Origin of the sequence: Nostoc sp. (assembly GCF_036917095.1) — a bacterium.
Classification (GTDB): Bacteria; Cyanobacteriota; Cyanobacteriia; order Cyanobacteriales; family Nostocaceae; genus Nostoc.
Genome location: NZ_JBALFH010000040.1, coordinates 26,082 through 51,414, shown reverse-complemented (window position 1 = coordinate 51,414; position 25,333 = coordinate 26,082). Strand labels below are relative to the sequence as shown.

Annotated in this window: 22 protein-coding genes and 1 other RNA gene; 9 read left to right on the top strand and 14 right to left on the bottom strand. The window is 41.1% G+C overall.

Going from position 1 to position 25,333, the window contains the following annotated elements; translation table 11 throughout:
• Positions 1 to 22: 22 nt before the first annotated feature.
• The 6 genes from V7L01_RS19745 to V7L01_RS19720 all read right to left on the bottom strand — a co-directional run bounded on the left by V7L01_RS19745 (position 23) and on the right by V7L01_RS19720 (position 9,379).
• The gene (locus tag V7L01_RS19745; RefSeq protein ID WP_335037575.1) at positions 23 to 1,288 is read right to left on the bottom strand and encodes a M16 family metallopeptidase; all 1,266 of its coding nucleotides are present in this window, start codon (positions 1,286 to 1,288) and stop codon (positions 23 to 25) included.
• 167 nt (positions 1,289 to 1,455) lie between these two features.
• Positions 1,456 to 6,846 carry a trifunctional serine/threonine-protein kinase/ATP-binding protein/sensor histidine kinase gene (locus V7L01_RS19740; protein WP_335037573.1) on the bottom strand — a complete coding sequence of 1,797 codons (5,391 nt, stop codon included), beginning with the start codon at positions 6,844 to 6,846 and terminating at the stop codon, positions 1,456 to 1,458.
• A gap of 193 nt (positions 6,847 to 7,039) precedes the next feature.
• A non-coding RNA gene (gene ssrS, locus V7L01_RS19735) (6S RNA) lies at positions 7,040 to 7,223 on the bottom strand.
• Between the two features lie 60 nt (positions 7,224 to 7,283).
• Complete coding sequence (locus V7L01_RS19730; protein ID WP_335037571.1) at positions 7,284 to 8,435, bottom strand: 5-(carboxyamino)imidazole ribonucleotide synthase; 1,152 nt, start codon at positions 8,433 to 8,435, stop codon at positions 7,284 to 7,286.
• Positions 8,432 to 8,956: a pentapeptide repeat-containing protein gene (locus tag V7L01_RS19725; protein WP_335037569.1), complete on the bottom strand. Its 525-nt coding sequence runs from the start codon at positions 8,954 to 8,956 to the stop codon at positions 8,432 to 8,434. Before V7L01_RS19725 ends, V7L01_RS19730 begins: the two co-directional genes overlap by 4 nt.
• Before the next feature lie 270 nt (positions 8,957 to 9,226).
• On the bottom strand, positions 9,227 to 9,379 hold the full coding sequence (locus V7L01_RS19720; protein ID WP_322649539.1) for a lmo0937 family membrane protein: 153 nt from the start codon (positions 9,377 to 9,379) through the stop codon (positions 9,227 to 9,229).
• 524 nt (positions 9,380 to 9,903) lie between these two features.
• On the opposite strand from V7L01_RS19720, the gene V7L01_RS19715 reads away from it, so the two are divergent.
• The gene (locus V7L01_RS19715) at positions 9,904 to 10,227 is read left to right on the top strand and encodes a hypothetical protein (protein ID WP_229462178.1); all 324 of its coding nucleotides are present in this window, start codon (positions 9,904 to 9,906) and stop codon (positions 10,225 to 10,227) included.
• Positions 10,228 to 10,389: 162 nt separating this feature from the next.
• Here V7L01_RS19715 and V7L01_RS19710 read toward each other — a convergent pair whose 3' ends face one another.
• From V7L01_RS19710 to V7L01_RS19700, 3 genes are read right to left on the bottom strand one after another with little or no spacing between them, the layout of a single operon-like run.
• The gene (locus V7L01_RS19710) at positions 10,390 to 10,935 is read right to left on the bottom strand and encodes an ImmA/IrrE family metallo-endopeptidase (protein ID WP_335037565.1); all 546 of its coding nucleotides are present in this window, start codon (positions 10,933 to 10,935) and stop codon (positions 10,390 to 10,392) included.
• Between the two features lie 4 nt (positions 10,936 to 10,939).
• Positions 10,940 to 11,110, bottom strand: coding sequence for a hypothetical protein (locus V7L01_RS19705; RefSeq protein ID WP_335037564.1), 171 nt, complete (start codon positions 11,108 to 11,110; stop codon positions 10,940 to 10,942).
• Between the two features lie 39 nt (positions 11,111 to 11,149).
• Positions 11,150 to 13,852: a helicase-related protein gene (locus tag V7L01_RS19700; protein ID WP_335037562.1), complete on the bottom strand. Its 2,703-nt coding sequence runs from the start codon at positions 13,850 to 13,852 to the stop codon at positions 11,150 to 11,152.
• A 220-nt stretch (positions 13,853 to 14,072) separates the two neighbouring features.
• Here V7L01_RS19700 and V7L01_RS19695 point away from each other — a divergent pair, with 220 nt between their 5' ends.
• The 5 genes from V7L01_RS19695 (at position 14,073) to V7L01_RS19675 (ending at position 18,462) form a co-directional block, all read left to right on the top strand.
• Positions 14,073 to 14,729: a hypothetical protein gene (locus V7L01_RS19695; protein WP_335037560.1), complete on the top strand. Its 657-nt coding sequence runs from the start codon at positions 14,073 to 14,075 to the stop codon at positions 14,727 to 14,729.
• A gap of 72 nt (positions 14,730 to 14,801) precedes the next feature.
• On the top strand, positions 14,802 to 15,434 hold the full coding sequence (locus V7L01_RS19690; RefSeq protein ID WP_335038428.1) for an RNaseH domain-containing protein: 633 nt from the start codon (positions 14,802 to 14,804) through the stop codon (positions 15,432 to 15,434).
• A 212-nt stretch (positions 15,435 to 15,646) separates the two neighbouring features.
• Positions 15,647 to 17,677 (top strand): FAD-dependent oxidoreductase, encoded by a 2,031-nt coding sequence (locus V7L01_RS19685; RefSeq protein WP_335037558.1) that lies wholly within the window; start codon positions 15,647 to 15,649, stop codon positions 17,675 to 17,677.
• A gap of 129 nt (positions 17,678 to 17,806) precedes the next feature.
• A complete protein-coding gene (gene clpS / locus V7L01_RS19680) occupies positions 17,807 to 18,133 on the top strand; it encodes an ATP-dependent Clp protease adapter ClpS (protein WP_335037556.1) in 327 nt (108 codons plus the stop codon).
• A 5-nt stretch (positions 18,134 to 18,138) separates the two neighbouring features.
• Entirely contained in the window at positions 18,139 to 18,462 is a 324-nt protein-coding gene (locus V7L01_RS19675) for a DUF2103 domain-containing protein (protein WP_335037554.1), read from the top strand.
• A gap of 211 nt (positions 18,463 to 18,673) precedes the next feature.
• Here V7L01_RS19675 and V7L01_RS19670 read toward each other — a convergent pair whose 3' ends face one another.
• Complete coding sequence (locus tag V7L01_RS19670; RefSeq protein ID WP_335037552.1) at positions 18,674 to 18,994, bottom strand: hypothetical protein; 321 nt, start codon at positions 18,992 to 18,994, stop codon at positions 18,674 to 18,676.
• A 484-nt stretch (positions 18,995 to 19,478) separates the two neighbouring features.
• On the opposite strand from V7L01_RS19670, the gene V7L01_RS19665 reads away from it, so the two are divergent.
• Genes V7L01_RS19665 through V7L01_RS19655 form a run of 3 tightly spaced genes read left to right on the top strand, consistent with a single transcriptional unit; the run spans position 19,479 to position 20,408 of the window.
• Complete coding sequence (locus V7L01_RS19665) at positions 19,479 to 19,718, top strand: hypothetical protein (protein ID WP_335037550.1); 240 nt, start codon at positions 19,479 to 19,481, stop codon at positions 19,716 to 19,718.
• Positions 19,719 to 19,749: 31 nt separating this feature from the next.
• On the top strand, positions 19,750 to 20,043 hold the full coding sequence (locus V7L01_RS19660; protein ID WP_335037548.1) for a DUF433 domain-containing protein: 294 nt from the start codon (positions 19,750 to 19,752) through the stop codon (positions 20,041 to 20,043).
• Entirely contained in the window at positions 20,040 to 20,408 is a 369-nt protein-coding gene (locus tag V7L01_RS19655; protein ID WP_292785106.1) for a DUF5615 family PIN-like protein, read from the top strand. Before V7L01_RS19660 ends, V7L01_RS19655 begins: the two co-directional genes overlap by 4 nt.
• 85 nt (positions 20,409 to 20,493) lie before the next feature.
• Here V7L01_RS19655 and V7L01_RS19650 read toward each other — a convergent pair whose 3' ends face one another.
• From V7L01_RS19650 to V7L01_RS19635, 4 genes are all read right to left on the bottom strand, one after another.
• On the bottom strand, positions 20,494 to 21,387 hold the full coding sequence (locus V7L01_RS19650; protein WP_335037546.1) for a hypothetical protein: 894 nt from the start codon (positions 21,385 to 21,387) through the stop codon (positions 20,494 to 20,496).
• Between the two features lie 3 nt (positions 21,388 to 21,390).
• Positions 21,391 to 22,494, bottom strand: coding sequence for a ParB N-terminal domain-containing protein (locus tag V7L01_RS19645; protein WP_335037543.1), 1,104 nt, complete (start codon positions 22,492 to 22,494; stop codon positions 21,391 to 21,393).
• Between the two features lie 346 nt (positions 22,495 to 22,840).
• Positions 22,841 to 24,769 (bottom strand): ABC-F family ATP-binding cassette domain-containing protein, encoded by a 1,929-nt coding sequence (locus V7L01_RS19640; protein WP_335037541.1) that lies wholly within the window; start codon positions 24,767 to 24,769, stop codon positions 22,841 to 22,843.
• A 72-nt stretch (positions 24,770 to 24,841) separates the two neighbouring features.
• Complete coding sequence (locus tag V7L01_RS19635; RefSeq protein WP_335037539.1) at positions 24,842 to 25,258, bottom strand: DUF1824 family protein; 417 nt, start codon at positions 25,256 to 25,258, stop codon at positions 24,842 to 24,844.
• Positions 25,259 to 25,333: the final 75 nt, after the last annotated feature.

The following is a 25,333-nucleotide window of genomic DNA, read 5'->3' as shown; positions in this document are numbered from 1 at the left end:
ACTAATGACTAATAACTAATGACTAACACGGTTTAAGTACAGTAACCGCGTAATTCTCCGTTGACAGATATTGTTGAGCTATTTTTTGCAGTTCTTTGGCATCAAAAGACTGAATCTGCTGGGGATATGTCACAGCTAATTCAGCTTGGGCAATGGTATTGTAATATCCATAAAGCCCTGTAAGTTGATTTGGCGTTTCGGTAGAAAACGCATACTCATTACACAGCAATCTGCGTGTACGGGCAAGTTCCTGTTCGCTAATTCCTGTAGTCTGCAAATCATCCAAATGAGTAAGAATTAAAGACTCAACTTCCTCCAGATTTTCTGGTTCCAACCAGGCGGTAATTGAAAACAAACTTGATTCGCGTTGTAGAGAAAAACTACTGCAAATCCCCTGTACCAATTGCAAATCTTCTCGCAAATCACGCACTAAACGCGAAGTCCGCCCTTCTGCGAGTAACACTGATAACAAATCTAAACCAAAGCCAGTGCGGATTTCCTCTACTCCGGGTACGAGCCACGCCATCAATAATCGCGCTTGCTCTATGCGTGGTAAGCACAGTTCTTGACGGTGAATTCCTGTTATTACTGGCTTTGCCACTTGCCCAAACTGCGGACAATTCGAGCGTTCGGCAAAATCAGCAAATGAACTATTTACCATTTCCCAAGCTGGTTGCTGGGCTATACCCCCAGCAATTACCACCGTCATGTTTTCCGGCTGATAGTGAGTGCGGTGAAAACAGCGCATTGCTTCTGGAGACTGCTGCATCAGTTCTTGCTCTGTACCCAACACCGAACGTCCGTAAGGGTGATGCGGATAGATGCTTTGAATCAGAGTTTGGAACCCTATCCAGTCGGAATCATCCTGACAAGAGCGAATTTCCTCTAGCACCACATCTCGTTCGCGGCTAAATTCATCTTCTGGAATTGCTGCATTGAGCAGGAGTTCTCCCAAGTGGGGCAGAGTATCTTTTAAATAAGGGGCAGCTGTGGTGAGCGAATAATGAGCATAATCATAGCTTGTCGCCGCATTACTCACGCCTCCCCGGTTTTCAACTGTGGAATCGAACATTCCAGGGGGTAGCGTTGCCGTACCTTTAAAAATCATATGTTCTAAAAAGTGCGCCATGCCGAACCACGGTTTTGGCTCTAGGCTTGCTCCAGCACGCACCCAAACATCCGCCACAACTACAGGGGTAGTAGGAATCTCTTGATGAATAAAAGTTAAACCACTGTCTAATCGGAAGACCGAGGCTGGAAATACGGTATTAGTTAGTTGCTGTGACAATTTTTTGTAGTTTTAACCACAATTTCAGATAATTTTGTTATCTTAACTCTGAACGATACCTAATTTAGAATCAAGTTATACAGATTTTGGAGAATTTTGCTGTTGTTGTTCTTTGCACTACCGAAAAATTAGAAGTGTTATGCATTGAGAGGAAAATCGCAAATTAGTTAAAACACTGGAATCTCAATGACAAATTCTGCTCCTTCGCCAAGCACAGAATTGCAACTCAACCGCCCATCATGGGTTTCCTCGACAATTTGACGAGCGATCGCTAATCCTAATCCCGTTCCTTTGCCAACCTCTTTAGTTGTAAACAGGTGGTCAAAAATCTTGACTCTAACCTCCTCTGGAATCCCCTGGCCGTTATCTTTGATCCGAATTACTACCGTACATTGGTCGCTAGATACTTCGGTGTGAATCAGTATTTGCTGATGATTGGCTTGCACTTGATTATAAGAAAGCCCTTCAATGGATGTATCTAAGGCATCAATGGCATTAGCGAGGATGTTCATAAATACTTGATTTAACTGTCCTAAAAAGCACTTGACTTCTGGTAAATTTCCATATTCGGTAATCACTTCAATTGCTGGGCGTTTTTCATTAGCTTTGAGGCGATACTTCAAAATCAACAGCGTACTTTCAATCCCTTCATGGAGATTACAAGCAACTTTTTCGGCTGTATCGGCTCTAGAGAAGGTACGGAGGCTGGTACTAATGTCTTCAATTCGATCGCTTGCCACCTTCATCGAATTTACTAGCTTTGGTAAGTCTTCAGTCAGGAATTCTAGGTCAATTTTTTCGCCATGCTTAATGACTGCGATCGCAGGAGTCGGATAATGTTGTTGGTAGCATTGGATATGAGCGAGTAAGTCTTGAGTATACTCTTGGGCATTGTTGAGGCTGCCTTTGAGAAATCCAATGGGATTATTAATTTCATGTGCCACCCCAGCAACTAAATTGCCCAAGGTTGCCATTTTTTCATTTTGCACCATTTGTAATTGGGTATGCTCAAGTTCTTGTAGCGATCGCTCTAGTTGATGGGCATAATTTTGAGATTCTTGAAAAAGGCGGGCATTTTCTAGAGAGATGGCGGCTTGAGCGCATAGTAACTGGATAATTTCGGTGCGATCGCTCGTAAATGCACCAATTGTCAGCGCATTTTCTAAATATAGCAGCCCGATAAGTTTACCCTGATTTAATATCGGCGTACACAACGCACTCTTCGGTTGTTGCTGCATGAAATATGGATCGGCGATAAAATCAGTTTGTGCTGTTGCATCATCCAGCACAACGGTTTTTAAACTGTGTTTGACAGAGTTTATCAGTGTAAGGGGAATGCCTTCGCTGGTTGACAATGGTACAGATAATAGGATGATTCCTTCATTGATGATAGCTATGGTTTCAAGCACTAAGTCGTCCTGTTGGAGTACCAGCAATGCAGCTTTTTGTGCTCCAGCATTTTCCATCACCACTTGCAATAGCTTTGTAAGTAATTGCTCTAATTTAATTTCACTGGAGAGAGCTTGTGAAGCTTTAAAGATGGTGGACAAGTCGAGGACTTCAGAAATACTGCTACTAGAAATATTTGTGTGGATGGTTTTATTTGATAATAACGATGCATCGACGGTTGAACACAGTTGAAAGCGATTAATTTGCCCTTGTAAGATGGGAACAAGGAGTTGGGGATAGCGTTTTTCTAAATCCTCGATTTTGGCTTTAGCACCCCACCGGGCATAGCAGTAATAAGCTTCTTGCATGTAAGCTTGGGCGATTTTTTCTTTGCCCCAGTCGAGGTAGAACTTGGCAGCCAACTCATTGCTCAAAGCTTCTTCTTGGATATATGCGTTTTCTTTAGCTAGAGTTATGGCGCGATCGTAAAGTTCCATTGCTTTGTTCTTTTGCAACAAAATCCGATGCCGTTCTGCTTCGACTAAGTAAAATTTGTGTTGATGATTACTTGGGGCATGATGCGCCCATTTTTTCAGCTTTTTTTGATGGGACGTTACTTTTTTAAGAATCTGCTTTTTATCGGTAGCCTTTGCTGTTGAATAAAGAATCAGTTGAGTTAGTGCCTGATAAAAATAAACTGTTGGTACAACTGCTGCTGATGTTACCCCATCTAAATAGGTTATTGCATTAATTGCAGCCTCAGATGCTCCGGTATAATTTTCAAATAGGTAGCAAAGTATCAGTTCATTGGTATAGCTAAAGCACAATCCAGTGCGATCGCCTGCTTGCTTTTGTAATGGGCGAATAGTTTGTGCATCATAAATAGCACCCGATAAGTAACTGGGATTAGTAGATCCCAACAAATTCAAGATGGCTTGGCGAAATGAATTAATATATGTCTGAGGTTTTTCTTGTCTAAAATGGCTGTAAACTTCAGCATAGTCACCCATCTGTTTTTCTAACTCAGCCAATTCCTGCCCCATCAAGTATCCATGAAAACTACAGCTATAGCTAGCCCAAGCAGCATATTCAATATCTCCTGTTTCTAAACCCACTTGATAGGCTTCGATTAACGGTGCAATTGTGTCTTGAAGGGGTTGATGCCAGTGATTAATAAATGTTTGAACAATGAAGAAGGTTCTAGCTTTGAATTCCTTGCTATGGAATTTTTCCAGAACTTGTAATGCTAATTGACCAAATTTATAACCTGCCTGAATATTTCCCAGAATGCCACACTCAATCAATCCATACCAAGCATAGCCAAATGCAGATGCCGCTGCATTACCGTACTGCATCGATAAATTGACTTCGCTCAAGATGATTTGTGGCAGTAAATCTGGACGAGCAATATAAGCCGTTGAATTCGTACTAGCCAGAATTCGGATTGCTGCTAGTTGTTTGCCCCCTTTCATATCAGGTAAATCAATCAAACTTAAAGGAGATTTACCTAAAAGTCGTAATTTTGTTTGGGCTAAACTGAGGAATGTTTGCGTTTGATTTGCTCGATCGGATAGTTTGACACCTAAGAGATTTAGCAGTGCGATCGCACTCCGAATCGAATCATCAAAACGACTCTGAGCTAAATAAGATTGGATTTGGATCTCAATCGATTTAACTTTATCTAGTAAGACGTTAGCATGGTCTTGCACTTGCTTAACAAACTCTTCTACTTGGTCAAATTGACCCATAAAATAGGCTGCCGAAGCAGCTTCTTCATACAAAGCTAATGTGAGTGAATATTGTTGTTGCCAGCTATCTGTTCTCAATAGCTGAATCCCGCAACTGATATATTCCATTGTATTAGCATAAGCAGTGGATAGTTTGGCTTTTTGACCAGCCAGCAAATTTAACTGTGCTAATTGTTCTCTCTCAGACGCCTGAGCGATTAGCTTTACACCAATATTCAACTGATTAACAATCTCAAAAATTCTCTCTTCCTGCTTGATAATGGGTATTTTGCTTAATAGCAGTTGGCCAATTTGCAGATGGATGGATTGCTTTTTTGACTCTGGGATTAATGCATAAGCCGCTTGTTGAACGCGATCGTGTAAAAATTTATAATTTACAGTTAGCGAACTTTGTGCTAAATCCTCTGTTTCCCGCCCAACATAGAATTTGTAAACTTCGCTTTGTGGTATGATTAATCCCTCTTGTAATCCTTTCCAGAGGTATGTTGCTGTTTCGGTTTCGGAATTTTCAGAAACAATTGCCAATGTTGCCAAATCAAATTGATTCCCAATACAAGCCGCCAATTTCAAAACATCCTGCGTTGATTCTGGCAATTTACGCAACTGTAACACCATAAAATCAACCACATCATCTGTTAAGGCTAACGTCTTCAACTGGGCAATATTACACTGCCAGCTTCCGCTATCTAAATCAAAGTTAATTAGCCGATCTTGATACAGTGCTTTGAAAAACTGTGTACTAAAAAAGGGATTTCCCTTGGTTTTCTGATAAACTAACTGTGTAAGTGTTTCTGTAGTTTCTAGCGAACAATTTAGGGTATCAGCAACCAGTTGATTTAAACTTTTTTCACTCAACGGAGCTAATATAATTTTGTTAATGTTAGCATTAGTTTTGGCAATTTCATCTAATGTCAATATCAATGGATGAGCAGCAGAAACTTCATTATCCCGATAAGCACCAATTAAAAGTAAAGATCCACTTCCTGACTCGTTCATCAGCAACTGCATCAATTTGAGCGATGTAGAATCGGCCCATTGCAAATCATCGAGGAAAATTACTAATGGATGTTCTTTTGTAGTGAATACTTGAATGAACTTTTGGAAGAGTAAATTAAAACGATTCTGGGCTGCACTTGGTGAAAGTTCCGTTGCAGGTGGTTGTTGACCAATAATTTGTTCTAGTTCGGGAATTACCTCAAGAATGACTTGCCCCTGCTCGCCCAGTACTTGTAAAATTTTATTTTTCCAAGTTGACAATTGGGCATCACTTTCAGTCAATAATTGCCCCATTAAGTCTCGAAACGCCTGCACAAAAGCAAAGAAGGGAATATTACGATTAAATTGGTCAAATTTGCCTTTGATGAAGTAGCCTCTTTGCCGGACAATGGGTTTATGAACCTCATTGACCAAAGCAGTTTTACCAATACCAGAAAAACCAGCCACCAGCATTAGTTCCGTCTGATTGTTGGTAACGCGGTCAAATGCTTTTAGCAGAGTTTCAACTTCATGCTCGCGACCATAGAGTTTTTCTGGGATAATGAAGCGATCGCACACATCCCGTTGAGCAATTGGGAAACTTACAATTTTCCTCGTTTCTTTTAGTTGATGTAAACAATTTTCTAAATCATATTTCAGCCCAAATGCACTCTGATAGCGGTCTTCGGCATTTTTTGCCATCAATTTGCTAACAATAGATGAGAGTACAGGCGGAATTTGCGGATTAATCTCATGTACTAAAGGCGGCAGTTTCGCAATATGACAATGTACCAATTCCATCGGCTCGTGCGATTTAAATGGTAATTCCCCAGTTAGTAACTCGTAAAATGTTACACCCAGTGAATAAAAGTCAGTCCGGTAATCAATTCCCCGATTCATCCGTCCGGTTTGCTCTGGAGATAAATAGCCGAGTGTCCCTTCTAACACATTAGGACTCATCAGGATTTGAGTTTCTCGTGGCAACAGAGATGCAATACTAAAGTCAATTAACTTAACTTCTTTAGTTTCTGGATTAATTAAAATATTGGCGGGTTTTATATCTTTGTGAATGATCCGATTACGAATTAGAATATCTAATGCATTACACAGAGCGATCGCAATTTGTAAAAACTCCATCAGAGATTCTACTCTTCCCCCCACTCCCCATTCCTTCAAGGAAATTCCCCCAAAGTCTTCCATCACTAACGCATAGCCATTCTGACAGGATTCCAGGCTGTAGGTTTGGATGATTCCAGGGAGATTCAGATTTTTGGCGATGGTGAACTGGTTGCGAAATTGTACCAATTCACTGAAGCTGGGATAAGCAGTTTTCATCAGCTTAATCACCACAGATTTTTGGTCAGTCTCTCGATTAGCGCGATAAACTAAGGTTCTTGAACCGTTGTAGAGTTCTTGGCTAACGTCATATCCGGGAATGCTGACCATACTGCTTAATTTTTGAGACCTTACTATTTAGTTTTCCCAAGAATATGGCAATATTTACTTTAAGTTCGCTCTTTTTAGATGAAGATTCATCGAACTTACGCTAGTTTAGAATTTCTAATTTTTACTACGACTAATACTGATTTAAATAATTAAAGCTCCCAAATTCTTATTGACTTTGGGAGCTAATAATTTTAAGTTCACCGCGACGCCGTTTTACCTAAGTTTATGACCTGGGTTTATCCAGGTGGGAACCTAAATTCCTCGTTTAAAGTTTCCGGGTACATGCCCGGTCTACTGCCACGAGAACAGTTGACTCCCTTGTCATTAAAGGCATAGATCAAAAAACTTGATGGCAGTCACCAACGTCGTAGTTGAACTTAACTCATTATAGCTTTTCAAAAGATGTTGTGTGTTCAACATCGAAAGTTTCTGAAAATTTACCTGGGATACCAGATAGATTCTATGCTGTGGGCGATGGCGATCGCTTGCTCTCGATTCTGATTATCTAGCAAAACGGTGACATGCCCCAACTTCCGCCCAGGACGTGATTCTGTCTTCCCATACCAGTGAACGTGCGCCTGGGGAATTTCTGCTATTTGTTGACGCTGGCTTTGGTAGTCGCTGTGAGAATTTTCATACCCCAGTAGGTTCACCATCACAGCGCCAGCGCACTGCAAAGCCGGATTTCCTAAAGGTAAACCACAAACGGCTCTCAGGTGCTGCTCAAACTGCGAAGTTTCACAAGCGTCAATAGAAAAATGCCCAGAATTGTGGGTACGGGGTGCAATTTCATTTACCAGGATTTTGCCATTAGTACCCAGAAATAGCTCAATTCCAAAAATGCCTACTACTTGTAGACTATTTAATAGAGTATGTGCGATCGCTTGGATTTCTGCTACTTGATTGGGTGTAATCTCAGCAGGTGCAATTACCCGCCGACATACTTGTTGTTCTTGTTGGGTTTCTACCACAGGATAAGTTACAATTTCTCCCTCTACAGAACGAGCTGCAATTATTGCTAGTTCTCTTTCAAAAGGGATAAATTCTTCTAACAAGAAAAGTGATTGATTTAAAGTTGTCGTGGTTTCATCACTTAGCTTTTGCTCTAAAGTAGCAAAATCTTCAATTATGAAAGTACCTTGACCATCGTAACCGTGGCGGCGGGATTTTAGGACTGCTGGAAAACCTAGATATTCTATTTTAGATTTGAGATTTTCTACCTCGTCAAGGGCGAAAAATTGCGGGACTGGTAAGCCTAAGTCGCGTAAATAGCAACGCTGATGATATTTATCTAAAAGAGGAGCTAAAGCTTCTAATCTGGGACGAAAATAAACGCCTTGCTGTGCTAAAACAGATAAAGCATCTAAGTTAACAAATTCGTTTTCAAAGGTGATGACATCGCATTTTTGAGCTAATATTTCCGTAGCAGTTGCATCATCAACTGGGGCGAAAACAGTTTCTTTGGCAATTGACACAGCCGGGTCGTGAACGCTTGGAGTTTGTACTACCAATTCTACTCCTAGCTTTTGTGCTGCATCCGCCATCATCCAGGCAAGTTGTCCGCCACCAATTACACCAACACGTTTCATTGACATCCTAGAGAATCACGAGTTTGCACGCCTGTTTTGGAATTCACACCACTGGCTTTACCGCACAGTTCTTTGATTTGCGCTCTATCCAAAATTGCATCTGTAAAATCTGCACCGTCTATATTCACATCATTAAATATGGCGCGGAGCAAAAGAGCTTCTTTGAAAACTGCATCGCTCAAATCTGCCTTAGTCAAGTTTACCTGATCGACCATTGCATTCGTTAAATCTGCCCCGTGGAGATTTGCATTTGTCATCACCGAAGCACTCATGACTGCTCCCCGCAAATCAGCGTTAGAAAAGTTAGCCAGTTCCATATTGGCGTTAGAAAACTCCGCAGCTTGCAAGGTTTCACCAGAAAAATCACGTCTTGACAACTCTGCATTGCTAAATGAAAGCGGATGAGTCCAGTCTACTGCCAGCGCGGGATCGGCCACGCACCATATAATAATTCCTAGAAGGAAGGCTAACCCTTGCCGCCAAAATATATTGAAAGCTAATCTGGTGTCTAATTGCTGCATTTAATTACCGCATTTGAATATTAGCAAGACTGGATCGTCCTAATTGAGACTCCCAGCCTTGCTACTGGACTTGGGAAACGTGTATTTACCCTAGCTTAATATTTTGTAACGCAAAAAGGGTGGATGCGTAGCCTGTGGTAGACATCGCTTCTCACCCTTAGTAGCTAGACGGCAATATAGCGTTTCCTAAGCAGCTTAGTACACTCAAATCTTTTTTAACAAAGTTAGTAACTTTGAAAACCTACCTTACCAGATCGGGAATCACTATATTTACACATCACGCGCTTTGAAAAAATTATAGATAGCCAGAGCGATCGCTATAAGCAACACTGCATGAATTAAATTTCCCGCAATATGAAGTGCCAGTCCTAATCCCCAAAAAGCAATCAGTACAACAACAATACCCCAAAGTATACTCAACATATATTTGATTTAAATCAAGTAAGTTTTTATTTCTTTAGATATTTTACTCCTAGCCTCACTTTGATTCTATTTACCTTCAGAGAGGTATAGAAATTTAAATCATCTCTCTTCAGAAGGAAAATTAATTAAAAATTTACCTTTTGTCCTTACCCGCAATTCTATTTCCCCTTTAACTGAGCCGACGCTCGTTGATTTGTTTACAATTCTTCATTTTTAGATTTGAATTTCAGGATATCAAGAGTTTTATTAAGCAGTAATACTCATCGACTTATTTACAATTCTTTACTTTCAATGTTTCAAGTAAAGTTTATTGTCTTTTAAATTCAACAGTCCTTATCAACTGTTAGTCTTTTAATTAATGAAAGCAAGGTTTGAGCGTAATTATATGCGTCTCGGCTGCTTAACAAAGCTTAAAAGTTGGATAATTAGCGTTAATTTTATAGCGATTAGTTAGTTTTTCAGGAATCTCTAAGAGTTTACATTCACCAAGTACACAACTTCCACCAACCGAACTCTGAAACCCGATGATGAATCATTACTCACTTCAATGGATTGAGGCATGGTGCCAAGAAAATGGCTGGACAGATTTATTTGTAGAGCGACGTAACAACTTCTGGGCTTTCCCTCCGGGTGGGGTAATGCCGGAACCAATTCCAGTTCACGTTCTCAGAGTAATTAAAGCCGAGAAGGGATTGACTTTTGAAGAAAGATTGTGGTCGATGTCCGCAGTAATTGGCACAATCCTAGCTGTTCTCTTTACCTTTTGGTTGCAGTCGCCGATGCCATTAGTTTTGGCTTTCGCTTTTAATGCCGTTACGGTGGCTCAGTTTGAACTTGAAGATGCCTAAATTCTTATTTTGGTTTTGCTATTAAAAACTGCTCTTGTCTACTTTTAGCAAGAGCAGTTTTTAATTGAAGAAAAAAAGACGAAAGCACCACAGTTTCAGCTAAAGATTATTAGTGATTCATTAATGAATTCTGTTTGTTGGCAGAGCAAATATTGTAATACATTAGCATTTGACAGACACTTCAGTTACATTGCTGCGAAACTTCACCATCGCTTCACTAGCGCCAAAATGTGCTGCAATCTGAGATAACAGCATGTTTCGTTGTGTCGCCCATAATAAACCACGTTTGGGAATTTGAAGGCATCCGCCTAAATAAGTTGCTTGATCTTCGTTGTTTTGTTTACGTTTTGGTAGTCCGGTTACCGAATCAAAGCCAACAGGCTTATGATTGAACAACACATGAGCTATTTCATGCATCAAATTTGATTCATACCGTGCAGGTGCATGACGCGGGTTGTATACAATCCATAGTGGGTTATGGCGTATAATCCCTGCTGACCACACATCGCTAGCAAGTAATACTGCTACTTGCTCTGGCTCTAAATTCGGAACCCGATCGGGTGTAAAAAGTCTTGCTCCTAACTTGGTTGCTAGAATGTCTGCGGGTAACGGTTCAAACGATCGCACTCGAAGTAAGCTTCGTTGTTCAGTTGCGATCGCTTCACAGCGTTGCCTAAATTTTGGCGATAGACTTTGAATTAATGACATATCTTTAAGGATCTTGCTTCAATTCGCCATCATTTTGAGATAGATCGCGGTACGCTGCTTTGACTAAGGATGCTAAAGCATTAGCGATCGCTGGATCAAGATTTTTGTCAGCGCGTAGTTGAATAGCGATCGCTTCAGGTGTATCCAGTTGATCCTCTTGTGAGGTTCTAAACAACTCCGCATCTGGCACTTATAGCCAGTATGATATAACGCACTAGTATCTAGCTAAACTTTCAACATCATCAGGTTGATGTGCTGGTTTGAGATACATTGCACATTCTCTGACAACATCATCTAAATTAGCATTATTTTGTTTAGACCACTCTTTTATGCAAGCATAGCTAAGTTCTTCAATTTCATCAGCATTAACAAGGGCACGCTCAGTATGTTCCTCACATTCAAGCAAATCAAGTAATTGATTACGTAATATGTTCCGCAAGCTTTTTGACTTAGGTTCATAAACAGCCCATTTATATTCATCTTTGTGTTTAAACAAGACATAAATCAAAATTGTTCGCCCTGAATAAATTTTTGCACTAATAATATCGTCACGAATATTACGGGCGTAGTCGCGGTTATTATATAGCTTAGATGCATGATGATAAAATGGCGATATATTATCATCGACTAAAGCATCTAAATCAAGTACACCTGATTGAATTATTACTTTGGATGCATTGTTGAAAAAATTAACTTCTTCTTTTTCATTTATAGAGAGAACAGGAAGCTCCATAATTTCTTGAGATTGACTGTGGCGATTTGCCAGGTTACTATAACGTTTTGCAATGCCTAAATCTCGTAAAGCATCACCTTCTAGCGGTGGAACAAAAGTGTAAAGTTCCACAGTGCGCGGTTCAATCCAGGGTCTTAAAACACGACCTGCTCTTTGTGTAGGCTCAATTGCTGTCCAAGCTAGATCATAATTGATAACTACAGGTGCATCTTGTAGATTAATGCCAACACCATGAGCATCAGTTGAAATAAAAACATCGTAAGTCTCTTCGTACTTTCCTTCGGCTCGGTTTGCGACTGGGGCAAACTTTTTAATTGCTTGTAAAATCTCTCGCTCACTTTTAGGTACGTATTGACTTTTTCCTTGCTTACTTGTGCGCTTAATTGTGCCAAATACTCTCAGATAGGGAAGTAAAACATTAACGGCTCTCACCAAATAGACCACTGTTGCACGACGCTCACAAAAAATGATAACTTTTTTATTATTAGAGTGAACTTCTTGGAGAAAGCTACATAGAGATGCAAGCTTATGATCATCAGTAAACTGCATTTGGTTTAATCGATTTAGGAGCGGCTCTAATATTTCACGGCGCTGAGATTGAGACATTTCAAACTCAAAATCATATGACAAGTTTCGCTTGCCTGGAGTGTTTATAACTTTTTTGATAATTTCACGAAGTGCCCACGGTGAACTAGCCCAGGCAACTTCTGCTTGCGTTTCTATAAACTTACGTGACTCTGGAGGATCTGTAACGGTAAAGCAACCATCCCTAAAAACTTGAGAAATTTCGCTTTCCATGAATAGATGGAAATTAACTCGATATAACTTGACAAGCGGAATATATCGCTTTTGCTGTCCAAACTCAATTAATAGGCCATTCTCTAGCTTCTGTCCATACTGTTGTGCAACATAAGGTGTAGTTAATTGAGACACAACAGGCAAGTTAATAAATCCTTTTATACTATCTGTATGCCAATTGAAATTTTTCTTGTTTTGTTTATCCGAAAAAGTTTCAATTTCCGCAGTGTGAGGTAGAAGCAAAATTTGGTGATTGAGATTCCTAATATCTTTAGAATAAGGTGAACCAGTAAGAAGTAAGACTTTACAGCCACTTTCTTTAATTCGTGAAATCAATCTTTGGAATGAACGCCTTCTAGGACCTTCTGCACTATCATGGCAATTTCGGAATAGATGGCATTCATCAATAATAATGAGCCATTGCTTATTTATCTTTTCTTCTATTTCGATAAAGTGTTCAAGATTACGATCGTGACTTGGATCTTCTTTATCTAAAGCTTGATAGCCGATATAGATCTGAGGGATACCCGCATCCATAAATTCAGACTTCCATTGCCTTTTTACTAGTTTGGGACCAATAATCATTACATGTATAATTTTATCTGCTCTAAAAAGTTTCAAGGCGAGGTGAGTAGCAACAACGGTCTTTCCAAGTCCTGTTGAAGCAACCAACATGACTCCGCTGTGATCGCTTATTTTCTGTAAAGCTTCAGCAATCATTGCTCTTTGATAATTCGTTGGCGGAGTATATCTGTTATCAATTTCTAGATCCTCAAAAGCAAGCAAGGTTTTGAGGTAAATATCCCACGGAGAAGCAAGTCTCAACCAATCTTCGAGAGCTTTAAGTAGTCTCTGAGTTAAATCTACTGCTTCGGCAAAATATTCATCAAATTCCTTGACAAGTTTTACAACTTCCTCATGCTGAGCCAGTAGATTACCAGCTTCAACCTGTTCCATTAAGCCATGTTTAGTTAAATTTGCTGAGGTAACGATGACAACTTGAGAGTCAACAAAGTAAAGTTTTCCATGATGTTTCGTAGCGCGTGCATCAACAATCCGAAATTGACCCGTCCGAATTTTCTCAACTAGCTCCACTACAGCTTGACGGCGATTACCTGCTGATGCTCCTGTCGCTAAATCTTTCTTGATTTCTTGGAGCAAAAGGCGCTGTGCGTGTTTTTCGTCTTGTCTTTGAGTTCGTTCGTTAATTCCAACCAACAGATCAACACACTTTCCTTTTACAACACCTCGAATCAGATCCCAGCCGTTTACGGTAAACCAGCCAGATGCAATACGAATTTTTGATTGACACGTCGGGAAGTAGTATTGGATTTGTTCATAGATTGTCTTAGGAGCAAACCAGGATCTTGGCGGAGAATCAGTCATAACTCGGTGCTTATGTTAAAGATGGCTTAGATTGAAGCTAGATTAGCTAATAGTACATTTAAACTATAAAAAATAATACATTTGAACTAAAGTTTGTTAATTATGTTACTTTTTGCCAGTTATTAACGAATTTAAGTGGTTCTAATTTGCAAACTATTTTTGTAAAGTTCTACTTTTGAGATTCGCCTGTTTCTACGTTGGTAATCTGCAAGGTGTTTTGATGCCAAAAGAGGGGGCGAGAGATGCGATCGCTCAAAGCCACTTCAAATTTCTTCCCCAATTCCACCAAAACAAAGAACCCATCCGCATTTCTGGTATGTCCGAACGACGCAAAATGAGCTTGTTTCAGGAAATAGCGCGATCGCTCGTTGGTACTAACGGTACAGGTCATTTGGGGCAAGAACTCAGGGAATTAAAACATCTTGGCGAAAATGATTTAAGTAACCATTGGAAGGATCGCGCTCGCCTTCTTTTACTAGTTAACTCCTACGATCAAGCTCGTTGGGCAGCAAACGAAATTCGCAATTGCTGGTCAAGTATGCAGGATTTTGTTTATCACCTAGTTCCTGACAATATAGAGACATACACCGAAGATAACTTTGATGAGCTAGCGAAATTTGTCAAACCACCTGATAAGAGTGCGCTCAATCGTGCAGATATTGAAACTTTTGGGCAAACTAAGGGAAAGATTCTTGTTGCTCCTATGAATGCGATCGGGCGTGGTTTCAATATTTTGAATGCCAACGGTAAAGCCGCATTTGGTGCTATTTACTTTCTGACTCGTCCATATCCACACCCGCATGATACACAGGCGGGGATTGAACTGGGACAAATTTTCTCACGGGTACGGTGCACAATTACAAAACAGTTCAGTTAAAAGGAATAGAGCTTGCAAAATTTGCGGCGGATGTACTAACGCAAGTAAGCGAATAAACCTACCCTTGTCTTAATCGAAGCCGATGTATGGCGTAATGAACGTGGTGAAGAAAACGGAGGTCAAGCTTGGTTCCAACAAAAAAATGAATATCTCCTTGCAAAACGGGATATCTTAGACTTCCAACACGTTCCAGGTCATGCTTGTGTATATCCTCGTGACCATAACCAACTTAGGAACCTGCTGGGAGTAATTCGCTTCCGCACTGGTGACGAGACAACTCAATACATCACCAATCGACAAACTTGGAATGAGAATTCTCCAGCACGAGATTTAATTCGCTTAAGTGGTTTTTACGATACCTCTGTACCTGAGTTGCTCCATTACTTCTCTATTGGAAGATTACCAAAAACACAGAAAGCTCAAGATACCCCAACAGCACGCGAACTTTATATGCTCGACTCCCAAAATGACGAATACGGTGTAAATATTGCATTCAAGCACCAGCAGATGTTAGAAATCCTTCCCTTCTTCATTCGTTCGGATTTCCAAAAAACAGAAGAAAGTATAAAATCACTTTGCCGAGTGCCACACTACTTACGAATCTCACCAGGGTGGTCTATGGGTAATATTCATTCACCATATCCAATGCATTTAGGCAAACAACTAATAAAAGATCACTTATGCATTTTTGGTATAGAAGTCTGAATCAATATTTTTGATAGATGAAGGAAAAAGTACTCAGCAATCAGCACTTTTAACTCAGCTTTAATAACTTTAGGGTAAATTTAGCCTACATACTCAGTATTTTAAGTGTAAAAATTGTATTTAAATATATTTACTCTTATAAACTTGTGACGAGCGTTTCCTGAATGCTACCTTCTACAAGTAACACAGGATTTGGAGCAGTTTTTTTTACCATGAAGCGCAGACACAAAGTAGCCTATAGCTTGACATCGCTGTTCAGTCTCAATTTAATATCTACTTTAGTTGGATTTGATGGAGCGAATGCCGCACCACCGAGAACCCCAGACAAAAGTATCAACTGCGAGATTTTAGTTGTGGGTGGTGGACTATCGGGTGTCGCCACAGCTTACGAAGGTTTGCTAGCAGGGCGAACAGTTTGCCTCACGGAAATTACTGATTGGCTGGGAGGACAAATTTCTGCTCAAGGGACATCTGCGTTAGACGAACGCCCAACTCAGCGTGCTCTCAAATTCTATTCTCGCGGTTACCTAGAATTGCGAAAGCGGATCGGGCGCAAATACGGTAAACTTAACCCCGGTGATTGTTGGGTAAGTGAATCCTGCTTTCTTCCGCGCGATGCTCACGCGATTTTGAACCAGATGCTCAAAGATGCCGAGAAGCAAGGCAAAGGGAAGTTGCAATGGTTTCCCAACACGGTAATTAAAGATTTGGAAATCGCTGCTGATGGCAAAATAATTGATAGTGCGATCGCTATCCAACATCAACCACCAAAAGGCGCACCACCTCTCAATACTTTTACTTTATCTCAAAGTATTGAAGATTCTTATAGCTACGAAAACTCATCTCGGTTTACCAAAACTATTCTCCGTTTTATCCCGAAAACAGTAAAAGGGGATGCTCCTAAATGGTACGTCGTAGACGCCAGCGAAACCGGTGAAATTATCGCCCTTGCTGATGTTCCCTACCGATTGGGTATTGATGCCCTTTCTTACCTAGAACCTTCTGCTTCTAGCACCAATAACGACCCTTATTGCCCTCAAGGCTTTACCTACACTTTTGCAATGGAGGCAACCAAGGAAGCGCAACCGCAGACAATGCCCCCATTTTATTCACAATACGCCCCATATTTCAGCTATGAATTAAAGCGACTGGCTAACTTTGACTTAGTTTTCACCTATCGTCGGATTTGGAGTCCAAACAAAGGGAAACCAGAAAAATTCGGTGGTGTAAGTTTTGATGCTCCTACACCAGGGGACATCTCCATGCAAAATTGGACTTGGGGTAACGACTACCGCCCTGGAACAGCCCAAGATAACCTGATTTACAGTCGCCAACAGTTAGAAAGTACTGGGCAGTTAAACCCTGGTGGTTGGATGGGGGGACTGCGAACAGAAACCCTCCGCAAAGCTGAGGAAAATGCCCTCTCTTTCTATTACTGGCTGGTAGCTGGGACTACAGATTCCCAACTGGGGGACGGTGTTAAGCAGCAGCAAAGCAATAACCGCTTTGTTTCCGGGCTAAATTCCCCGATGGGGACAGTGCATGGCTTATCGAAATATCCCTATATGCGCGAAGCACGGCGCATCATTGGCCGCCCCAGCTGGGGACAACCCGGAGGCTTTGGCATTGGGGAAATTGATATTTCTCGCCGAGATTACAAAGATGAGTATTACGCCAAGACTCTGCCAGCAGATATGTATCGGAGGCTACGAGCAGCACTTGCAGGTTTGGAAGCAGTATCAGTAATTGAAGGTAAAATCTCACCAGACAAAGCAATGCGAAGAACTCGTTCTACCATCTTCCCCGATGCTGTGGGTATTGGTCACTACGCTATAGATTTCCATCCTTGCATGGTGAATAGTCCCCCAGAAGCCCCTGGTAACACAGAACGTCCAGGTGAAAGACGTGGTGCAGGCCTTGCTTATCCCTTCCAAATTGCTCTGAGGGCAATGATTCCCCAGAAAATTGATAATTTGCTGGTAGGAGGCAAAAGTATTGCTACTAGTCATATTGCTGCTGCTGCCTATCGAGTCCATTCCTTTGAATGGTCTTCTGGCGCAGCTGCGGGAACTGTTGCTAGTTTTGCCCTAAAAAATGCGATCGCACCTTACCAACTAGTCGATGACTTACCCAAACAAGAGCCACAACTCGAAGCTCTCAAACGGCTTTTGCAACAAAATGGCAACCCCACAGCCTTCCCAGATACATCTATTTTTAACGAAAACTGGGATAATTGGAAATAGGGCATTGGGTATGGGGCATGGGGCTAAACGCCCCGCTACCCCTAACAGCACTACTCCCCAGTCCCCAGACAATGGACTAAACTAGTTACTTATAGTGTAGTTTTGTAAAATTATCTTGCTTAATGTTCTATGGTTATGACACTTTCAGCAGATTTTTACGCGATGGCCACAGCACCAACTAAAGCTCCTGAACGGTCTAATCAAGTTACCCGTAAGACTTATCCGAATTACAAAGTGATTGTATTAAATGATGATTTTAATACATTTCAACATGTGAGTGAATGTTTGATGAAATATATTCCAGGGATGACTGGCGATCGCGCGTGGGATCTGACTAATCAGGTACACTATGAAGGTCAAGCGATCGTCTGGGTCGGTCCCCAAGAACCTGCGGAACTTTATCATCAGCAGCTGCGCCGAGCAGGTTTGACAATGGCACCTCTAGAAGCAGCTTAATTATCATGGGCAAACCCACCGCAGATCCCCTCCGCACGGCTTCACAAAAAGCTGCCAGACTGGTTTGGAATCACTCGACACACCTTTCTGGTCTCATCCCAATTTTAGAACGTCTTTGTCAGCAAGATGGTATCCAAACCGTGACGCCGGGAGTGATTGGACGGGTAAGAGGTCATTGTCCGAAAATGCAACTGCGGATCTCAGTACCGATTCGCGGCGGCTATAAAGTAATTGCACGGCAGGGGAAGACGGTACAAGAGGTGTTTATTTTGACCACTTTGGCGCAGTCAGAACTGGAAATGGCATTAGCGATCGCAATGAAATCTTAAATCATGCTCAATTCCCAATGCCCGTGACGCCACTTCAAGCTTTTTAACCCAACGCTAGTTGCTACGCTGCGAGAACGCTAAAAACGTAGCTTGCTTCCCCGTAGGGGTACAAATCGGGAAACCCACCCAACGCACTGCCCCCCTTCGTGTAGCGTCTCGTAGAGAAGACTTCGCTGGCTCTTCAACGCAGTGGCTCCCCGATGCTCGATAACTATTCCTCAACACGATGTACTGCAAATTTGTGTAGTGGCAGACTAACAATGCAAGAAAATGTTAAAAAATATGACAGAGCGGTAGTTATTCTTAAAGTCATCAGCACAGATTCCCAGTCGGGTAAAACTATTTTTTCTATGCCAAAGGCTACACAGTAAACTAGCCAGTAAGTAAAGCTCATTCTAAACAGAATCCGCTCTGTTTCTTCCACATCATTTTTTTGCTGCTTGCCGTCCCACAGTAACACCAGTCCAATAACGCAAGCTACAAAGGAAACAGCAACTACAGATTCGTGACAAAATATATTTAACGAATGCATTTGTGTTTATCCCCACATATTTCAGTTGAAATTCAGTCTAAAGGAATATTCCTCGCAGAAATACAAAATATTTACAAACCTCAATAACCTTAATAAAGTCATGCAATTTATGTAAACAAATGCAACAAAATTTGTTATTTTGCAAATCTTTTTAAACCACATTCATCAAGTTGCTTCAGCTTCCTGGGGAGTGCGTAGACGCAAAGCGACTTATTGATGGATATGGCTGCGTAGCCAAAACTTTTGTAGGCCATGCCTACGGCGGTAAACTACGCAGTTTATGAAAGATAGTTAGTAGCGTGTTGTGGAAGGGCGCGATCGCAAGTTAGGCAAATCCAATTGCTACACCGTACCACACAAGCGTGAAATTTAGATGCATTTGTCCTGAAACACAACTCAAAGACTTTCAGCTTGACAAAAATATAACTGTTAAAATCAGCATAATGGTGTCAAAATGCGAAACAATACACCCAATAGGAGAAAAATGCCAGCCATTGTTAAACTACAACTCTCCTTAGAAACTTTAGCAGAAGCAATATCTTCTCTTGATTTAACAGAAAAACGTCAACTTCAAGAACTAATTGAGCAACAAATTTTTGAAGCCGAAGAAGCGTTGTATGAAGACGACGCAGAAACACTAGCAGAAATTCAAGCAGTTCGCACTGAGTATAGCGATGGTGAGTCCGTGACTATAGATGAATATCTTGCTAACTGGTCAAATTAGAGATAATGTAAAAAATTTCGGAGAACAAGTTTTGACAACTATTACCGATATTGGCACACTGATTAACCATAATCCTGAAATACACGGCGGTTGTCCGATTGTTGCTGGTACAGGGGTGACAGTAAGACGCATAGCCATCTGGTACAAACAAGGTTATAGCGCCGAAGAGATTGCAGATCAAATTAGTCATTTGACCTTAGCGCAGGTTTATGCGGCTTTAGCTTATTATCATGCTAACCGCGACCAAATTGACGCTGACATTGCAGCAGAAGAGGCAGAGGGAGACAGATTAGAGAAACTGCATAAAACTCAAAAACTTTCATGAGCCGAATTCGCTTGTATATGGATGAGGATTCTACCGCACGTTCTCTAGTTCTGGCTCTACAAAACCGTGGTGTAGATGTGATTACAAGTCTAAATTTGAATAGGCTGGGATATACAGATGAAGAACAGCTAACGTGGGCAACTGAGCAAGGTTTTGTCTTATATAGTTCTAATATCAGAGATTTCTACCGTTTGCACACTGATTTTTTGACCAAAGAACAATCTCATGCAGGAATGATTTTGGTACAGCAGCAACGTTACTCAGTGGGGGAACTAATGCGCGGTATTTTGAGGTTAATTGCAGCTAAGTCAGCAGAAGAAATGCAGAATCAGGTAGAATTTTTGAGTAGTTGGATTGATGAATAGATGGAGAAGAATTTACAACCCATAGTCTATTCACGCGCTAACTTCTGGGCTAATTCTTCAGGAGTCACTTGAGGTAACGTTTATTTCACATCTGTGGCGGTTTAACTGGAAGCAAAGCTGTGTCCCGACGATATGGTGTAATTAGTGGCGCAAGATTTCGGTTTGTATTCCGAACCAAGGTTGCACCAAGGGTTTGCCGCATTTGCTGCAAGCTATCGAAATTAAAGCTTTGACTCAGCCAAAAAGCTGCCTGCCGACGCGATCGCAACAATAGTCCGTCACTACGCGCATACTCGCGTGCTGGCTCTTTGAATTCAGAACTCGCAAACATAGAATAGCATACAGATCGACCATCAGCTGAGTTGCCTTTTCCTAATGCTGCCAAGTATTCGCCAAACAGCTCAGTTCTTTGAAGGTCTCGAAATTTTGCATACTCTAACTGCACAGAATTCTTAGCAATATCGGTTGAACTTGTTCGCGCCTGTGCAAAAATACAAATTGAGCGTGCTGGTCCTTCTGTAAGTTGACCAATGCAATCAACACCGCCATCTCCGCTCCCATCGGTGATCAGGATTGGGTCACAGCCAGCAAGCTGTAGTAAACAAGCAGGAACAAGTAAAAATTCACGCGGTGAAAGGGAGGCTACGAAATCATATACTTCGGGAAACTCTGTTGAAATTCCCTGCATTCCCAAAGCTGAATGATAGTTACGATGTCGAAATGTCAGGAATGTAAATGGTGAACTAGCTTGTACTAAGGGGCGTGGAATCCCTAAAGAATCCCACTCTATCAGTTGCTCCTCCAGTTCTTGTTGCAACCTTTGAAGCCAGTCCTCAGCAATTTCAGTTGCTCTAAGTGATGAAAGTCCCTTCTGCTGTAAGTGTTCTTTTAGAACCCGTTGCAAGTTTACGACTGCTCCATCGACTGAAGCATTTGCTAAATTAACTGCAACTTCACGAACTATTTGAGCAATGCTCATATACTAAACTAATTTGACCAAATTGGTGAGCGCTTTTTCAACAAGACTAAGCAGTTCATCGAGCGCTGCTTTTAGAGGTTCTGGTTGTTCTTGGAAAATTTGGAATGGCAGCCCATTTACTGCCTTCTTTGCTTTATCGATCTCTGCCGTCCAATCATAGCCATTATTACTTGATATGGCGTTAATGTTTCCCCATGCTTCTTCAATAGTCATCTCATGACGCTCAATATTACCAAGCAGGTCAGTACGCTTTTTTTCTAGTAATTCTGCTAAATATCGCATATGGCGAGGGTCTTTAATACGCCGCTGTTTGTCTTCATGCTCTTCGTCAGGCACAATCCAGCTATAAAATTGCTTCAAATCGCTGGTATTTTTGTACTTATAGTCATCTTCATTCCATCCCAACCAATTACGTACTTCCTTGTGCTTGTATGCCTCATCAAATAAAGTGAATTGGTCATTTTGCGCCTTATCGCCATACTCATCATCACTTCGCATCTGATTGAGCGCTTTGTGAACTCTATATAACCTCCCAATAGCTTTTCCACTTAGCCCAAATTGTTGTCCCACCTCAGTGAAGGACTTACCCTCATCTACTAGGCGTGCGACCAGAATAGCCTGTTGAGCTGGAGACCACTCTTTAATTCCAGAGATGTGTCGGATACCTTGGAGACGCCAGGAGATATCATTAGAAGTGCCTTTATAGAGAAGTACTTCTAGAGTTTGGGTTGAATCCTTAAGTTTCTCCAGATATTCCTCGTCGATTCCCTCCTCATTTATTTCACCATCTTGTATTAGACGATGGAGGCTTTTGAGTGCTGCAAGGCGACGGTTTCCCTCAACGACAACATATTTTTCTCCATGACCATTAATGGGTCGCACGACAATGCGATCCATAGGCAGGAAACCGTTGCGAAGTATGCTATCACGAACCTCTTTTACTCCAAATTCTTCAATTCTCTTCTGAGTTTTCTCCTGAATTTTTACATCAGGAATTTTGGCTTCGGGAGTCGGTTTCTCACGTTCATTTGAAAAACGAGGATTATTTGGATCTAGAAACAGTTGCGCCAAAGATAATGGACGTGCTTCGAGTTCATCATTGTACATATTTTTGCCTTACAAGGCGGTGTCAGCCCGATAATTGTACCGAATATATTACTAATATACGTGATACGACTTAGCAAACGTTGTATAAAGTAAGATTTATGACAAAAAGATAGCATTGGCATAAGGTAGATATCAGACAAATAGTAGGTTCGAGGTACGATACCAACTGATGCTGAGAGCTACTCCCCTTTGTATTTATTTCTGGGTATCTGGTAAAGTTGAAATTTGGGTAAGAATTGTAGACTATTACTGACTTTATGATGTCACAAGTAAACAGATAGGGAGTTATTATTAATGGCGAACTGTCCCTGTCTGTAACGATGTAACTACAAGCAAGCCTTTTTTATTAAGACTCCATCTCTGCCAATTCTAACCACCGTTCAGTCGCCACATCGATCGCGTGCTTGAGTTTTTCCACACGATCGTACAATTTCTGCACATCGCTATAATTACCCGGTGAGACATTCGCCAGTGTTTTCTCAGTTCCTGCCTTCTCAGCCTCTAACTCGGCAATTTTACCTTCTAACTGCTCAAATTCTTTCTTTTCCCAATTAGATAACCTCCGCCGCTTGGTATTTTCTACATCCTTGGGCGAAGACGCACCATTTTGGACTTCGACGTTTTTAGGCTTCTCCTTAGTGTTCGCAGCTTGTTGCTGTGCTTCTTCAGCCTTCTTATAGTCCAGATAAATCGAGTAATTACCTGGATATTGCCGCAGATTACCGCCTTCCTCAAAGGAAAATACTGTGTCGATGGTGCGATCGAGAAAGTAGCGATCGTGAGAAACTACAATTACACACCCGACAAAATCCTCTAAATAATCTTCTAATACTGCCAATGTCTGAACATCTAAATCGTTCGTCGGTTCATCTAAAATCAAGACATTGGGCGCACTCATCAAAACCCGCAACAGAAATAAACGGCGTTTTTCACCACCTGAAAGTTTACTAATTGGGGCATACTGTTGATTACCAGGAAACAAAAACCGCTCCAACATTTGCGAAGCAGTAATTTGAGTCCCATCGGTAATTTTGATAAATTCACCTTCTTCTTTGATGTAGTCAATCACGCGCTGATTTTCATTTAAAGCCGTGAGTAATTCTTCAGAATGCTGGTCAAAATAACCGATGTGAATTGTAGTCCCAATTTCTGCAACACCTGAATCTGGTTTAATCTGACCAGTAATAATATCCATTAAAGTGGACTTACCAGCACCATTAGCGCCGATAATGCCAATGCGGTCTTCTGGGCTAAATTCGTAGGTAAAATTATTAATCAGGGTACGTCCATCATAAGCTTTAGAAATGTTATCTAATTCAATAACTTTTTTGCCAATGCGACGACCAACTGTAGAAATATCAACTTTACCCTGAACTTGTTTAAATTCAGTATCCCGCAAAGCATGAGCGCGATCAATTCTAGCTTTTTGCTTGGTACTTCTGGCTTTCGGCCCTTTTTTGAGCCATTCTAACTCGCGCCGCAGCAAGCCTTGGTGTTTACGTTGACTACTTACAGCAGATTCTTCAGCTAAAGCTTTCTTTTCGAGGTAATATGAATAGTTACCTGTATAGGTGTAAATGTCGCCTCGGTCGATTTCCACGATCCGATTGGTAACGCGATCTAGAAAGTAGCGATCGTGGGTGATAAGAAAAAGTGCGCCGCGATAGCGATTTAAATAACTTTGTAACCATTCTACAGAAAGAGCATCAAGATGGTTTGTCGGCTCATCCATGAGCAAAACATCTGGTTCTGCTAGCAACGCTGATGCTAAAGCAATACGTTTGCGATAACCTCCAGATAAAGTGCTAATTTTTGCATCAAAGTCAGAAATTCCTAATTTGGTAAGGATGATTTTGGCATTTGTTTCTAATTCCCAAGCACCACTTGTATCCATCCGTTGCATCACCACAGAAAGGCGAGACATCACTTGACTATCATCTGGATAGTGAGCCAATTTATCTGAGAGTTCTTCATACTCACGCACTAAAGCCATGTGTTCGCCACTGTCAGCAAAAACTTGCTCTAAAACTGTGTGATTTTCATCTAAATCTGGCAACTGGGGTAAATAGATAATTTTAGAACCGGAGTTGACTAAAATTTGACCGCTATCAATCGATTCTAACCCTGCGATCATTTTTAATAGGGTTGACTTCCCTGAACCGTTAGTACCAATTAAGCCAACTTTATCGGTAGCGTCTAGGCTAAAGCTAGCATCTTTTAAAATCTCCTTGATGCCAAAATCTTTTTTTACTGATTGTAGTGTAATAATACTCATAAGATTTAAGTCATTAACTATTTTTTCTTAGGGAGTAGGTAAGGCACATACCCTACCTACATTCGCTGAATTTTATACAAATAAATCCAAGGGTAAATGTCCATACATTTCGTTTATTCCCTCTTCGTCATAAGACTGGCAAGATACTAATACACCACGATGATGTCCATCGTAGGAATCGAGGTAACACAAGCCATTTTTGCCATTTAATTTGATATAAACTGGCCCTTCTGGCGTCAGTAAATTGTTGGGTGGTTCATAACCCAAAGCCAGAGAATAGGTCTTCATGGCCAGTATTCCTTCTTCTGCTGTATCAGCACAAATTCCTAAAATTTGATAATCAGCAAGCTTGGTGAGTAAAATTAAGGCATTACGAATTACTGATTTCTCTGATGGATTCAGAATGGGCGCAATGTCTAGACAGTTGAATTTATTCAGTAATTTTTTCGCTTCTTCGGCGGTGAGATTCTGATGATTGGGGATTGACATAAACTTCGATTATTATCTTGTTAGTTTTTCTGTTGTGTTTGAGTTGGGACTAGCCCAACTTACTAAGTATTATTT